This window comes from Rhizobium sp. YIM 134829, from assembly GCF_046546455.1.
In genome coordinates, this window is the sequence record NZ_JBKHKI010000001.1 from 559,596 (window position 1) to 573,294 (window position 13,699).

Below are 13,699 nucleotides of genomic sequence, written 5' to 3' on the forward strand. Positions count from 1 at the left end.
GCGCCAATGGTGATTGAAGGACTTGGACCCCATGGCGAACGGGCCTCCGCCCCTGAGCGGGTCCTGCTCTTGCCCGAGGACAAAGCGCGTGCACGGGCTGCCGGCCTTCGCGTCGCCATCGTGCTTCATACGCTGGCAAGCGACTGGGCCAAGCAACAGCTGGCCGGCATCGTGGGAACGCTTGGCGATTGCGGCGTGGCAGTCATCGACGTGGTCGATTGCGGCTTCACGCCCGAGGTGCAGATCGAGGCGCTGGACCGGCTCATCCGCGAAGCACCGGATGCGATCATTTCCCTGCCGGTCGCCAATGCGAAGGTCGCCGCCGCTCATGCCCGCATTTCCGCGGCCGGGATCAAGCTCGTGCTGCTCGACAATGTTCCGACAGGCCTGCTGCCGGGCAAGGACTACGTCTCTTTGATCTCCGCCGATAATTTCGGCCTCGGCAAGATGGCCGCCGAAGGCCTCGCATCCCACCTCGGCGACGAAGGCGATGTCGGCGTGCTCGGCTACGACTCCGATTTCTTCGCGACCAACGAGCGCGAAATCGCCTTCGTCAAATGGATGCGGATCAACCGTCCCAACCATCGCCTGCATGTCGCCCGCTTCCCGTCGCTTGCGGAGGCAGGCCGCACAGCCGCCGCGCTGGCGGAAAGGCTCTCGGACTTGAAGGGCCTCTTCGTGGTCTGGGATACGCCAGCGATCGCCGCGGCCACCGCCCTCTCCTCCGCTGGGCTCTCTGTCCCGATTGCCACCGTCGATCTCGGCAAGGAAGCGGCCATCAGTTTGGCGGGCGGCGGTCCGATCGTCACCATCGCGGCCCAGCAGCCATTTCGACAGGGTCAGACAGCCGCATCCACCACGGTTACCGCCCTTCTCAACCGCCTCGCACCAGCCTGGGTTGCCCTGCCCGGCGTCTCGGTCACGGCCTCCAATGTCGTGGAGTCCTTCCAGACCATCTGGCGCTCTCCAGCCCCTCGAGATGTCTTGAGGCAGCAGAACCTTCTCCGCTGAGTTTGGCGTCCACTCGTTCCTCCGCCACGAGGACGAACTGCCTTCAGCCGTTTTTGGAAGCCGACTGGCCCTCGCTCGCGGTGAGGACCGCTCGACGTGCAGCCGTTCACGCCGAGGCCCGAAACTCTTGCTCGGATCTGCTTGTCTCCACTGAACATCAACGTGTCGTCGGGCCTGGCCTTCGTGCCGCTGACAGCCACGCCGACCTATTCGGCCACCAAGGCGGCCATCCCTTCCTAGAGCGTTGCGCTTCGCATGCAGCTCAAGGGCAAGGTCGAGATGATCAAACTGGCGCCCTGCGCGCGCCGGGCGTCATCTTTTCTGCAGTCCTCCTCCATTGCTGTGGCGGGGTTTTCAACCCGCCACCATCGCACGCGTCGACATATCCTCCTGACAGTCTTGTTGCACAGGGGCTGTCGTCGGGGCCAGAATGCGGCCGTCACTGGCTCGGAGCGAGGTAACCCGCTTTCCGCATCTCCCGCTCGGCGACCGTCTGGGCGGACTTCAGCGCATCATCGACTGTTATCGTCCCTGCGAGCGCGAGGGAGAACTGCTTGCCAACCTCGTCGCCGAGGCTCTGAAACTCGGGGATCGCGACGAACTGCACGCCGACATAGGGAACGGGATCGACCGCCGGCTTGACCGGGTCGGCGGCATTGATGCTGTCCAGCGTGATTTTCGCGAAGGGTGCGGCAGCCTGGTAGGCAGCATTCTCGTAGAGCGACGTCCGCGTTCCCGGCGGCACGTTTGCCCATCCGTCCGTGTCAGCCACCAGTTGCCCATACTGCTTGTCCGTCGCCCATTTCAGGAAGGTCTTGGCGGACTCTGCCTTGGCCGTCCCGGCAGGAATGGCCAGGTTCCAGGCCCACAGCCAGTTGCCGCGCTTGCCGAGTCCATTGTCAGGAGCAAGGGCGAAGCCCACTTTCTCGGCGACACTCGATGTCTTAGGGTCGGTCACGAAGGAGGCCGCGACGGTGGCATCGATCCACATGCCGCATTTGCCGGACTTGAAGAGCTCCAAGTTCTCGTTGAACCCGTTCAGTTCCGCCTTGGCCGCGCCCGCAGTCTTCATCAGATCGACATAGAATTGCAGTGTCTGCTTCCATGCCGGCTGGTCAAACTGCGGCTGCCATTTTTCATCGAACCACCGCGCGCCGAACGAGTTGGCGGCAGCGGTCAGGAAGGCGACGTTTTCGCCCCATCCTGGCTTTCCCCGCAGGCAGATCCCGTTCACGTCCTCAGCGCGGTCGGTCATCTTCGACGCCGCGTCGGCGATGAAGCTCCAGCTCGGCGCCGCAGGCATGGTCAGGCCCGCTTTTGCCATGAGGTCCTGCCGATACATGACCATCGAACTCTCGCCGTAGAACGGGACGGCATAGAGAGAGTTCTTATGCGTCAACCCGTTCCGGATCGCAGGAAGGATGTCGGCGGCATCGTAGTCCGTGCCGAAATCGTCCAGCGGCAGCAGCCAGCCTTCCTCGGCCCAGATCGGGACCTCATAGGTTCCGATCGTCAAGACGTCGAACTTGCCGCCCTTCGTGGCGATGTCGATGGTGACCTGCTGCCTCAACTTGGCCTCGTCCAGCGTCACCCAGTTGAGACTGATGTCGGGGTGCTTCTTGGTGAAGTCGGTCGCCAGCTTCTGCATGCGGATCATGTCGCCGTTGTTCACGGTGGCAATCGTCAGCGTTTCGGACAAGGCGGGGCCTGCGATGGCCGCCATCATCACACTTGCCAGCCAGATATGGCTTTTCATTTCACGCTCTCACTCTTCGGGTTTGATCGGGAGGCAATCGGCTGCGTTCAACGACCTGCCGCGGATTTGCGTCGCTGTCCGGCGGACGCGCCCTGCGCCATGGCGATCTGCGGTTGGCCGCGCTGTGGCAGCGCTGACGAACTTGCGTGATGCTCCGTCGAGCCGCCCGTCTTGAACTGGGCGATCAGTCCGAACAGGCTTTGAACCTCGGCCGCCAGGGCATGGGTTGCAGCCGAGGATTCCTCGACCATGGCCGCGTTCTCCTGCGTGCCGTGGTCGATCCGGTTGATCGCGTTGCTCACCTCCCGAATCCCGACCGATTGCTCGCGTGAGGCTTCGATGATCGCGGCAACGTGGTGGCTGATGCCGACCACTTCGCGCGCGATGCCCTGCAGGGCTTCTCCCGCATCGCCCACAAGGCTGACACCGGAGGTCACATGCTGGCGCGAGGAGGCGATGAGCGCCTTGATGTCCTTCGCGGCCTTGGCCGAGCGCTGTGCGAGTTCGCGGACCTCCTGGGCGACGACCGCGAAGCCCTTGCCCGCTTCGCCGGCACGGGCGGCTTCGACGCCCGCATTGAGCGCCAGAAGGTTCGTCTGAAACGCGATATCGTCGATCAAGCCCAGGATGTTGCTGATCTCTGCCGAGGACTGTTCGATCGATCCCATCGCTTCCACAGCCTTTCGCACAATGTGGCTCGAGCGTTCGGCGCCGCTTTTCGTGGCTTCGACGATGAGCCCGGCTTCTTCGGCGCGCTGGGTGGCATCGCGCATCGTCGTGCTGATCTCCTCCAGCGCGGCCGCGGTTTCTTCCACCGAGGCGGCCTGCTGCTCCGTCCGTTTGGACAGATGATCGACGGCAGAGCGGATTTCCTCCGAGCCGGAATTGATGACCTGAGCATTGCGGCTGACCACGGTCAGCGCCTCATCGAGCTTCGACACGGCGGCGTTGAAGTCGATGCGGATCTGGTCGAACTCCTCATTGAAGGGCCTGCCGATCCTGATCGTCGCATCGCCGTCGGCAAGCCGTCCGAGACCGAGCGCCAGTTCATCGACCACAAGCTTGATATCGGCGGCCTGAGCCGCCCGGCGCCGCTCATTCTCGCGACGCTCGGCCTCGGTCAGGTTACGGTCGGCTTCGCTCTGCAGTTCGAGCCGCTCCCGCTCTCTCGCATTCTCGCGGAAGACCTCGACCGCCCGCGCCATGTCGCCAATCTCGTCGCCCCGGTCGCGGAAGGGGATCTCCTTGTCGCTGCGACCGTCAGCAAGGGCCGACATGCTCTCCTGCAAGCGGGCAATCGGGCGCGCGACGCGCCGGACCGCCACGAAGGATGCGGCAAGCGCGATGACGCAGGAGATCGCGATCATCGATCCTGTCAGGACGAGCGTATTCTCATATTTGGCAGCGGCGGCAGACAGGGCCTCGTCGGACGCATTGCGATTGCGCTCGATCAACCCGTTCAGCGCCGCTTCGGACTGCGCAAGGGCAGCCTTCATCTCGCCATTGTAGAGATCGAGCGCGATGGTCTTGGCACCCATCGTCGAGATCGAGATGAAGCGTTGGCCCTCTGCCAGGAACCGGGCCATGCTGTCATCCAGGCCCGCCAGGGCCTCTCGCTCCGCGGCTGCGGCGGGCGTGCCCTTGAAATCGGCGACCAGCTTGTGGGCGAGCGACGTTCGCTGATCGAGATCCGTCTCGAGCCGCCTGAGATCGTCGAGAGAGACCGACAGAAGATGCTGGGAATAGATGCTGTTGATCCCGGCGAGTGTCTCCTTGATGCTGACAATGACACTTGTGGCCTTCGCCTGTGTATCGCCCAGCAAAAAGACCTGCCGATTGATGTTGCCGAGTGAACTGATGGCAATCGCGCCGAGCGTGATCACCATTACCAGGAGCGACACAAAGAGAGCGGGCAATAACGTTCGGATTCTCAACGACGGCATAGCGGTTCCCCAAAATCAGTTGCGGGGAGCATGCGCGTGGCAGGTAAATTTTAATTTAAATAATTGCTCGCGCAGTGAGCTTCTGCCCACTTCTACCACTTGAGATCGCCGATCATGGTTCGTGACGTCAACTGCAGCTGGCTGTGTTCATCAGAAAGCAGTTCGCGCTTGCTGGTCGTCAGTCTCTCAAGCTCAAGCCGAACGCTTCGGAGTGGCCAATCTCTACTCAGAGGAATAGGCGCGTGTCAGCGCCGCTGTCTCGAACAGTCGGCCGCCGCCGGGGCTCAAGCTCTCGTAAGTCGTCGATCGTTTCTCGACATGCTCTCTGTTCAGATGGTGGCGGATGCAGCCGGAGAGAGCGATGAAGCTTGCCTGCCAAGGGCGGACCGGGCGCTCGTGCACGACCCCCTCGAACCGAACATCGCGGCGGTTCAGGCGATACTGGATGTCCGGATAGAGGTCGCTCAACGCTCCCCCCACCAGGTTCTCGCGCGGCAGGCCGATCGACACCGCGCCCTGTTGTTCGGCCAGCGTTGCGAGACGGGGAAGTTGGAGCCCGAGGCCGTCGGACAGGCTTTCATCGGCGTCGAGTTGAAGGACCCACGGGCTCTTGCACTGCGCCTGCAGGGCATTTCGCTGCGCCGCGAAGTCGCCGGCAAGCGGGCGCGACAGGATCGTCAGGAAGTCGTCGTCGGTCGAAAGGTCTTCGTCCTGGCGATCGACGAGAACGACAAGCTCACGGGCCCAGGGGCGCAGATCCTCCGCCCGATCGAGCACGCCTGCCAGGTCTCGTTCGCCGCAGATCACCCCGACCGAGACCGGCATGCGCTCGATCACCTCGAGAGGGACGAGGTGGCCATGGGCGGCGCGTTCGGCATGGGGATGACGGAGACCCTCCGCCTGGGCCGCATCGGCCGGCAGCGCAGCGAAATCGAACCGGCTGGCGAGGGTTCGCAGCGTATAGAGATCAAAGCCGATGGGATCATCGGCTCGTGCTTCGACGGTGCCGCGAGATACCAGCGCATGGAAGAACGCCTGCGCCGTCTCTTCATCCCGGCCGGCTTCATCGAGGAGCAGACCGCAATGCGAGCAGGCATAGGGGAAAGAGCGTCGCCCGGCGCGGCTCGACAAGCAACGCGTCGTCGGCTGCAGCCCGCGCGCCCGGCAGAGCGGGCAACGCGCCGAGCGCTGCGGCGTCTCGCCCGACATGATCAGCCTTCCCGCCTGTTCAGCGGGTGAAGCACGAGACGGCCCGCATCGTGGGAGGCCTCGAACCACGCCCGCTCCGCAGCCCAGGCATGGCCGTCCCAGCCTTCAAAGCCGAAGCCGAACACATGTGGCGCGCTGGCTGAACCTGCCTCGAGCAGCCGGAAGGTGTAGAGATAGCCGGAACTGAGCGCGGCCTTGGGGTTGCCACCATGGCCGATCAGTGCCGCGCGCGCCCTCGCCTCCGTCTCCGCATCGATCCAGCCGATGATCTTGCCGAGAGGCGTCAGACGACCGATCAGACCATGTGCATGGCACTCGTCCTCGGACTTGGTCGAGGGCGGGAAGACGAGCGTGATCTGCGTGGCATCCCGCACCGCGCGCCGTTCGACGAAGCCCGGATCGGCCAACCATTCGGCTGGCTGCCCACCTCGGCTGACCAGCAGCAGTTCATCCGTCCGCCCACCTGCCCTCGTCCCGAGACCGGCGGTATTGTTGAAGCGGACGATATGATCGTAAGCGTCGAGATCATAGGCGCTGCCGTCAAATTCCGGGGCGTTGCCGATAATGGCGGTTCGTTTCATCGCCTTCCCCCAGAATGACCGTTGCTGCCTGCCGTATGTGCAATGGCTTTCCGATAGAGAGCGACGGTCTGCTGGCCGAGCGTGGCACGGGTGAAGGTGCCGGCGGCATCGAGAGCAGAGCGGCGAAGCCGCCCGCGGGTCTCCCCGGACTGAAGCACATGCCGCAATTGGTGCGCGATGCTCGGGCCGTCCGTCCGCTCGGCGAGCAGTCCCGCTCCGGTCTTGCCGATGAAGTCGCGCGCGCTCGGATCCTCGGCCGATGCGACGACCGGGCGGCCAAAGGCGATGGCTTCCTGGTAGACCAGGCCGAAGCTCTCATAGCGAGAGGGCGCTGCGACCACATGGGCGGCCTCGTAGAGATCGAAGAGCGTGCCGTCGGGCTGGCGCCCCAGTGGATTGAGGCGGCTCCGCGTGGCGGGGGCGATGCCGGCCGGCAGATCCTCCTCCGGAACGCCCAACAGGTCGAGGCGGAAATCCGGCATTTGGCCCGCCTCGACGAGCGGGGCGAGAAGGCCGATAGCCTCGATCAGTTCGGCGAACCCTTTGCGTGGCTCCGCCCGGCCGACGAAGAGGATGCGGAACGGCGGCACACTGGCTGGATAGGCCGCCTTCCCGGCGCGCTCCAGAATGGAAGAGGCCAGCGACAGGCCGATCGTGTCGTGCGCGCGTCCGTCACGGCCTGCCACTCCCTCGAGGGCATAGAGCCGTTCGACCCGGCGGCCATGTTCGGCGGTGTTGGAGATCAGAGCCGCGCTTCCCATGGCCTGCCGACGCTCGAGACGGTCCGCTGCCCAGCTGTCGAGCCGGTTGCGGGGCGACTGGACAGACTCGCGCGACCAGGCGGCCGGTGTGGAATTGCGGGTGACGAGCGGAAGATCCGGTCGGCCCGCCAGCAAGACGCCGGGCGCATACCAGTTGGTGGCTTCCACCACGTCGAAGGGTTTTTCCACATGGGCGGCTAGCACCGCATCGCGGAAGCGCAACGGCGCGGCGAGATGACCGAGCGCGGCATAGGTGCGCAGCCGCCCCAGACGCGATCGGCGCGGGATCTCGCACCCGATAAGGCGAACGCCTTCGCTGACGCTCGTGCCGCTCCGGTCTCCGGTGAAGACGGTCACGTCGCAGCCCTGCAGCACCAGGCTTTCGGCGATCTCGCGAGCGGCGGTCGAAAGGCCGCTTGGCGAGGGTGGGTAATCCCACGCGATCAGGGCGGTGCGTATCATGACTGCAGGAGCTTCTCATAGAGGTCGAGATAATCCTGCGCCATGCGCTGCGCCGTGAAGCGGGCTTCGAACCGTTCGCGAACGATGCGGCGATCGAGCTGATCGAGCCGGCCGATCGCCGCGATCGCCTCCTCTTCGCTCTCGACGATGAAGCCGGTCACGCCATCCTCGACGACTTCGGACACGGATCCCCGATTCCAGGCAATGACCGGCGTGCCGCAGGCCATGGCTTCGATCATGACGAGGCCGAAGGGCTCGGGCCAGTCGATCGGGAAGAGGAGCGCGCTCGCATTGCGCAGCAGCAGGTTCTTCGCCGCATCGTCGACAGGGCCGATATAGTCGGCCTCGGCGGAGAGCTGCGGTCGGACATAGGTGTCGAAATAGAGCGGGTTGCCGACGTCGATCGTGCCTGCGAGCCGGATCGGCCGCCCGGCGGCCTTCGCCACCCGGATCGCCACGTCCGGACGCTTTTGATCCGTCATCCGCCCGATGAAAGCCAAGTAGGGTTCAGGCGTCTCGTTCGGATCGAAACGGGCCGGGTCCACACCATGCAGGACGACGCCAGCCCGGTTCGAGACAGGCAACGCCCTCTCCTGCGCCTCGGAGATGGCGGCGACTGGGAGATCGGGAAAGGCGCCGAAAAACAACGCACGGTCGAGTTCGTCCACCCGCCAGTGGATGGTCGTCAGGGACGTGCGACGGCGGGGACCGAGCAGGGCCGCGTGGAAGAACTCGCCGTGGAAATGAAGGATGTCGAACTGGTCCATGACCTGCCGCAACTCCTCCATCCGCACCGCTTCCAGCACGGACGGGATCGAGGGCGGCACCGACCTATGCTGGCCTTCGAGAAATTGCAGGCTTGGCAGCGCTCCCACCCGCGGCACGGGGCAGGTGCTGTCCGAAGGGGCGAAAAGTGTGACGGAACAGCCGAGCGCCTGGAGCCCGACGGAGAGATCATGGATCACCCGCTCCGTCCCGCCATGGTTGTGCGGCGGCACCGGGAAAATATTTGGAGCGACCTGCGCAACTTTTATGGGACTACTCAGTTCACTGTCGCGGTTTGGCATGCACGGTCCTGACTGCGTTGGAGATCATGTATGTTCGTTCTTCATGTCGCACTTCAAGGGTGCCTTCGCGGAAACAATGTCGAATACGGCGTGACAACCGATACGGGCGGGCACATCCGCTACCTTCTCGATCTCGTCGCCGCCTGTTCAAGGGATGTTCCCGAAACACGATCGTTCATCGCCACCCGAGCCTTCGACGGCTTCGGCGAGGCCTATCGCACACCGATCGAGGTCGTCGATCCGAAGACGACCATCCTGCGCTTCCCGACCGACAACCCCGCCTATCTCGCCAAGGAAGATCTGCACAGCGAGATCGAAAGCTTCTCGGACGCGCTGATCGCGCATCTGGAGGCTGCAGAGGAGCGGCCGGATCTGCTGCATGCCCATTATGCCGATGCGGCGGTGGTGGCGGCAAAGGTAAAGGCCAAACTCGGCATTCCCTTCGTCTTCACCGGTCATTCCTTGGGCAAGGTCAAGCAGAAGGCCATGCCCTCCTGCGCAAGCGACCGCGGCTTCGGCGAGCGCATCGCTGCCGAAGAACTGGCGCTCGACCAGGCCTCGCTCATCATCGCCTCCTCACGCGACGAGGCGGAATTGCAGTACAAGAGCTATCGCAACTATGACCCCGGCCGCATTCGCGTGCTTCCCCCCGGCAGCGATCTCAAGGCGTTTTGCAGCGCGCAGTCCTCGCCGGCCGTCGAGCAGGAACTGAGCCGCTTCCTGACTGAGCCGGAAAAGCCTGTCCTTCTCGCCATCGCCAGGCCGGTCACGAAGAAGAACCTCGCCGGGCTGGTCGAGGCCTATGGCCGCTCGAAGCCACTGCAGGCCCTTGCCAACCTCGTCATCGTGGCCGGCACACGGGGCGACATTGATACACTCGAGGCGGAGATCGCTGAAAATCTGAAGGATCTCCTGCAGCTGATCGATCGCTACGATCTCTACGGAAAGGTCGCCTATCCGAAGAGCCATCGCAGCGAGGACATCCCCGCCTTTTACGCCTATGCGCGCGACCGCGGCGGCATCTTCGTCAATCCCGCCCTCAACGAGCCCTTCGGCCTGACGCTGCTGGAGGCCGCCGCCGTTGGCTTGCCCCTCGTCGCCACCGACAGCGGCGGACCGAACGACATCGTCGAGACCTGCGGCAATGGACTTCTGGTCGATCCGCGGGACGCAAACGGCATCGCGGACGCGCTCCTGCAGATCCTGAAGGACCCTGATCTCTGGACCCGCTTCTCCCAAAACGGCGACGTCGCCGTCCGCACCTATGACTGGTCGCGGCATGTGACGCGCTACAGCGAGCTCATGACCGATCTCGTCCACCTGCCGGAGCCGGCCGTCCAACGCCCGATCCAGCTCCTGATCAGCGACATCGACAACACCTTGGTCGGCTCGGTCCCGCATCTTCACGCATTCGGAAACTGGCGGCGGGTTCAGGAGAACCTGGCCTTCGGGGTTGCGACCGGCCGGTCCTTCCACAGCGCCATGGCCGTACTTGAACAGCAGGACGTTCCGCGTCCAGAAGTGATGATCACCTCGGTCGGCTCGGAGATCTATACGCTGGACGAAAACGGCGTCTCCTATGTGCAGGACCATGACTGGCTGCAGCGGATCTGCGGAAACTGGCAGCGCTCGGCCGTCGAGCGCGTGCTGCGAACGGTCGCAGGTCTGACGCCCCAGGCGCCGCTCGAGCAACGCGACTTCAAGCTCAGCTACTTCAGCGATGGCACGCATGCCACGATCGAGCGGGTGAAGCAGGCGCTGCAGAATGCCGGCCTGCTCGCCTCCGTCATCCACAGTCACAAGCGCTATCTCGACATCTTGCCCATCAAGGCTTCGAAGGGCACCGCGGTCGATCATGTGCGGCGCCGCTATGGCCTTGCCCAGACGGCAGTCTTCGTCGCCGGGGATTCCGGCAATGATATCGAAATGCTGCAATCGATCCCGCAGTCGATCATCGTCGCCAACTACTCCGACGATCTCGGCAAACTTCCGTCTCTCAAGCACTCCTACATTGCCTCGAACACGCATGCTGCCGGAATCATCGAAGGCGTCCTGCATTTCCGCGGCAAGCAGGAGGCAGCATGTCCGCGAGCGTCCTGACGATCGTCCGTGGCCGGACCGACCATCTCCGCGCCCTCATGGCCGGGCTTGCACGCCAGACGACGGCACCGCAGGAACTGGTGATCGCCTGGATGCAGCCGCATCGCGAGCACGCCCTGCCGGAGCTTCCCTGCCCCGTCCGCCACGTCTTCGTGTCCGGCGATCCCCTGCCTCTGGCTGCGGCGCGGAACAGGGCGGCCGAAGCGGCAACAAGCGAGCACCTGATCTTCCTCGACGTCGATTGCATCCCCTCGCCCACCACGGTCGAGGCCTATGCATCGGCACTGGCGGGGCAGGACGGAGTCATGCTCGGCGAAGTGCTCTACCTTCCAGGCGGCGAACGTCCGGACAGAACGACCTTCGAAGACCTGCTACCCGATGGGGTTCGCCATCCCTCGAAACCCGCCTTTCCGCAGCACGGCATGGTCGAGGAACCGGACCCCGGTCAGCTCTGGGGGCTCTCCTTTGCACTACGCCGAAAGAGCTGGATGCTCCTCGGCGGCATGGACGAACAATTTTATGGCTATGGCGGCGAGGAAACCGATCTCGCGCGGCGCGCCGCCGCGGCCGGCCTTGCGACGCTCCGTGTCGGCGGGGCCCGGGCTCTGCATCAGCACCACACCGTGCACATTCCCCCGCTGCAGCACTTCAACGACATTCTGCGCAATGCTGCACTCTACCGCGCCAAGCACGGCGCCTGGTGCATGGATTACTGGCTCGGACAATTTGCCGATCAGGGCCTGATCGCTTGGTCCGCGGATAGGCCTAACATGCGCATCCTTCGCCAGCCGGATGCGCAGGAGATCGCCGACGCCCGCCAGCCCGACCATGTTCTCTTTTCTTGACAGGACCCGCCGCATGAAAAAGCCGATCGCCTTCTTCGTCCATCATCAGGGTCGCGGCCATGCCAACCGCACCATGGCGATCGCGGAACATTTCAGCAGGGAGCGGCCCGTCTCGGTCATGACGGCGGCGCCCGAACAATTCGCCGGCGCAGATCCGCGCATCGAGGTGATCGCGCTTCCCAACATGATCGGCGACGCCGTGCCCACGCCGCGCCTCTTCGAGGAGCCGACGCCCTCCGTCATGCATTGCGTGCCGCTTGGCCTCTCCTCGATGCGCCGCACCATGCGCACGATTCTCGACCATCTGGACGACCGCGATGTCGGCCTCTTCGTCGTCGACGTCTCTTCCGAAATCGGCATGCTCGGGCGGATCGCCAGCGTCCCGACCGTGCAGATCCGCATGCATGGCGACCGGAGTGATATTGGCCATGTCGGTTCCTACGAGGCCGCCGTCGGCCTCATTGCGCCCTTCGACGAAAAGCTCGAGCAGGCGGACTATCCGGCGAAGCTCCGCGCCAAGACGACCTACACCGGCGGCCTCTGCACGACGCGCGATCCGGTCTTGAGCCGGGCGGACGCCCGCGCGCGCCTGGGTCTCCCGGAGGATCAGAAGGTCATCCTCGTCCTGACCGGTGGCGGCGGTAGCGGCACACCCTATGCACCGCTGACGATGGGCGCGCGCGCCGTTCCGGATGCTCTCTGGCTTGTGGCCGGGCCGGTGCACCGCGAAGGGCACGAGACGGACTTCGCCAATCTCCGCGAGCTCGGCTGGGTCAGCAATGTCACCGACCACATCGCTGCGGCCGACATCGTCATCGCCTCAGCGGGCGACAACACCGTTCACGAGATCGCGCGCGTCGGCGCCAAGTTCGTCGTCATGCCGGAATGGCGGTATTTCGCTGAGCAGCATCGCAAGGCCGAGGCGCTCTGCGCGCTGGGCGCCGCGGTAACGGCCTCGGCTTGGCCCGGCGATTATGCTGCCTGGCAGGCGCTGCTCGGCGCCGCCGAGGCTCTCGATCCTGCCGCCTTGCGCGCCCTTCACAACCCGGATGCCGCGCGCAACGCCGCCACATGGCTGGAGGGCCTTGCCGACGAACTCTGGACTGGTGCCGAGGCGGATACGCCGCGACTGACAGTGGTCGCTGCCGAATGACGACGCTCGTCACCGTCCTCAAGAGCGGCGGGCGCTACGATGCGCGCTGGGTGGACCGCCTGCAGCGTGGAGCCCGGCAGTCGATCCCCAGTCTCGATCGTGTCGTCTGCCTGAGCGACCTGCCGGTCGTCCTGCCCGGTGTGGAGACCATTCCGCTGCGCCATGACTGGCCGGCCTGGTGGGCGAAATTCGAGGCATTTCGTCCCGAGGTCGGCGACGACCTCACCATCCTCTGCGACCTCGATACCGTCTTCTCCGGCGATGCGTCGGCGATTGCCGAGGACGGGTCGGCGGCCATGGAGGACTATTTCCTGAAAGGTCGCCTGTCGACCGCCCTGATGCGCTGGCACAGCGCGGACTATGCCGATCTCTACGAGACCTTCGAGGCCGAGCCGGAGCGCTGGATGAAGCCGGGCTCCTGCGGCGCCGTGCCGAACTCCGTCCATGGCGACCAGGTGGTCGTCGATCACCTTCTTCGCCGAAGCGGCCGCCTTCCGGCCTTCCTTCAGCAGCGCCATCCCGGCCTGCTCGACTTCTACGATAGGGAAAAGACCGATCAGGGTCCGATCATCATCTTCATCGGCGACTCCAAGCCGGACAAGGCCCCCGCTTCGCTCCAAACGCTCTGGTACGGTCCGAATGACGGCGCGCGCGAATCGCATGGATCTCCAGCGCTCGTCTGAGCGCCCGCTCCGCCACCGCGAGCACCGCCGGATGCCTTAAACGCATCTCTCGGCCTGACTACGCTCGCGACAGTTCGTCCAGAGTCTTCCTCCTCTCGCCCGATCGCTTGGCTGCCGTGCCCATCTCC

General features: G+C 64.6%; 11 protein-coding genes and 1 pseudogene. 6 read left to right on the top strand and 6 right to left on the bottom strand.

The window, feature by feature from the left end; genetic code table 11:
- Positions 1 to 6: 6 nt before the first annotated feature.
- Positions 7 to 1,011 (top strand): substrate-binding domain-containing protein, encoded by a 1,005-nt coding sequence (locus ACLE20_RS02715; protein ID WP_410938700.1) that lies wholly within the window; start codon positions 7 to 9, stop codon positions 1,009 to 1,011.
- A 156-nt stretch (positions 1,012 to 1,167) separates the two neighbouring features.
- Positions 1,168 to 1,248 (top strand): annotated as a pseudogene (locus ACLE20_RS02720) (oxidoreductase); the annotation flags it as partial.
- Positions 1,249 to 1,450: 202 nt separating this feature from the next.
- Here the strand turns inward: ACLE20_RS02720 and ACLE20_RS02725 are convergent.
- From ACLE20_RS02725 to ACLE20_RS02750, 6 genes are all read right to left on the bottom strand, one after another.
- A complete protein-coding gene (locus tag ACLE20_RS02725) occupies positions 1,451 to 2,767 on the bottom strand; it encodes an ABC transporter substrate-binding protein (protein WP_410938701.1) in 1,317 nt (438 codons plus the stop codon).
- A 47-nt stretch (positions 2,768 to 2,814) separates the two neighbouring features.
- Positions 2,815 to 4,710, bottom strand: a complete 1,896-nt coding sequence (locus ACLE20_RS02730) for a methyl-accepting chemotaxis protein (protein WP_410938702.1) — start codon at positions 4,708 to 4,710, stop codon at positions 2,815 to 2,817.
- A gap of 222 nt (positions 4,711 to 4,932) precedes the next feature.
- Positions 4,933 to 5,919, bottom strand: a complete 987-nt coding sequence (locus tag ACLE20_RS02735; RefSeq protein WP_410938703.1) for a hypothetical protein — start codon at positions 5,917 to 5,919, stop codon at positions 4,933 to 4,935.
- 2 nt (positions 5,920 to 5,921) lie between these two features.
- Positions 5,922 to 6,500 (bottom strand): hypothetical protein, encoded by a 579-nt coding sequence (locus tag ACLE20_RS02740; RefSeq protein ID WP_410938704.1) that lies wholly within the window; start codon positions 6,498 to 6,500, stop codon positions 5,922 to 5,924.
- A complete protein-coding gene (locus ACLE20_RS02745) occupies positions 6,497 to 7,720 on the bottom strand; it encodes a glycosyltransferase family 4 protein (RefSeq protein ID WP_410939123.1) in 1,224 nt (407 codons plus the stop codon). The genes ACLE20_RS02740 and ACLE20_RS02745 overlap by 4 nt, the downstream gene beginning before the upstream one ends.
- Positions 7,720 to 8,721 (bottom strand): glycosyltransferase family 4 protein, encoded by a 1,002-nt coding sequence (locus ACLE20_RS02750; RefSeq protein ID WP_410938705.1) that lies wholly within the window; start codon positions 8,719 to 8,721, stop codon positions 7,720 to 7,722. The genes ACLE20_RS02745 and ACLE20_RS02750 overlap by 1 nt, the downstream gene beginning before the upstream one ends.
- Before the next feature lie 99 nt (positions 8,722 to 8,820).
- Here ACLE20_RS02750 and ACLE20_RS02755 point away from each other — a divergent pair, with 99 nt between their 5' ends.
- From ACLE20_RS02755 to ACLE20_RS02770, 4 genes are read left to right on the top strand one after another with little or no spacing between them, the layout of a single operon-like run.
- Positions 8,821 to 10,890 (top strand): HAD-IIB family hydrolase, encoded by a 2,070-nt coding sequence (locus ACLE20_RS02755; protein WP_410938706.1) that lies wholly within the window; start codon positions 8,821 to 8,823, stop codon positions 10,888 to 10,890.
- Positions 10,872 to 11,735 carry a galactosyltransferase-related protein gene (locus tag ACLE20_RS02760; protein ID WP_410938707.1) on the top strand — a complete coding sequence of 288 codons (864 nt, stop codon included), beginning with the start codon at positions 10,872 to 10,874 and terminating at the stop codon, positions 11,733 to 11,735. Before ACLE20_RS02755 ends, ACLE20_RS02760 begins: the two co-directional genes overlap by 19 nt.
- 13 nt (positions 11,736 to 11,748) lie before the next feature.
- Positions 11,749 to 12,888, top strand: coding sequence for a glycosyltransferase (locus tag ACLE20_RS02765; protein WP_410938708.1), 1,140 nt, complete (start codon positions 11,749 to 11,751; stop codon positions 12,886 to 12,888).
- On the top strand, positions 12,885 to 13,571 hold the full coding sequence (locus tag ACLE20_RS02770) for a hypothetical protein (RefSeq protein ID WP_410938709.1): 687 nt from the start codon (positions 12,885 to 12,887) through the stop codon (positions 13,569 to 13,571). Before ACLE20_RS02765 ends, ACLE20_RS02770 begins: the two co-directional genes overlap by 4 nt.
- Positions 13,572 to 13,699: the final 128 nt, after the last annotated feature.

Coding starts and splice junctions, on each gene's coding strand:
- ACLE20_RS02715 (WP_410938700.1), top strand. CDS start 7: ATGGTGATTGAAGGACTTGGACCCCATGGCGAACGGGCCTCCGCCCCT.
- ACLE20_RS02725 (WP_410938701.1), bottom strand. CDS start 2,767: ATGAAAAGCCATATCTGGCTGGCAAGTGTGATGATGGCGGCCATCGCA.
- ACLE20_RS02730 (WP_410938702.1), bottom strand. CDS start 4,710: ATGCCGTCGTTGAGAATCCGAACGTTATTGCCCGCTCTCTTTGTGTCG.
- ACLE20_RS02735 (WP_410938703.1), bottom strand. CDS start 5,919: ATGTCGGGCGAGACGCCGCAGCGCTCGGCGCGTTGCCCGCTCTGCCGG.
- ACLE20_RS02740 (WP_410938704.1), bottom strand. CDS start 6,500: ATGAAACGAACCGCCATTATCGGCAACGCCCCGGAATTTGACGGCAGC.
- ACLE20_RS02755 (WP_410938706.1), top strand. CDS start 8,821: ATGTTCGTTCTTCATGTCGCACTTCAAGGGTGCCTTCGCGGAAACAAT.
- ACLE20_RS02760 (WP_410938707.1), top strand. CDS start 10,872: ATGTCCGCGAGCGTCCTGACGATCGTCCGTGGCCGGACCGACCATCTC.
- ACLE20_RS02765 (WP_410938708.1), top strand. CDS start 11,749: ATGAAAAAGCCGATCGCCTTCTTCGTCCATCATCAGGGTCGCGGCCAT.
- ACLE20_RS02770 (WP_410938709.1), top strand. CDS start 12,885: ATGACGACGCTCGTCACCGTCCTCAAGAGCGGCGGGCGCTACGATGCG.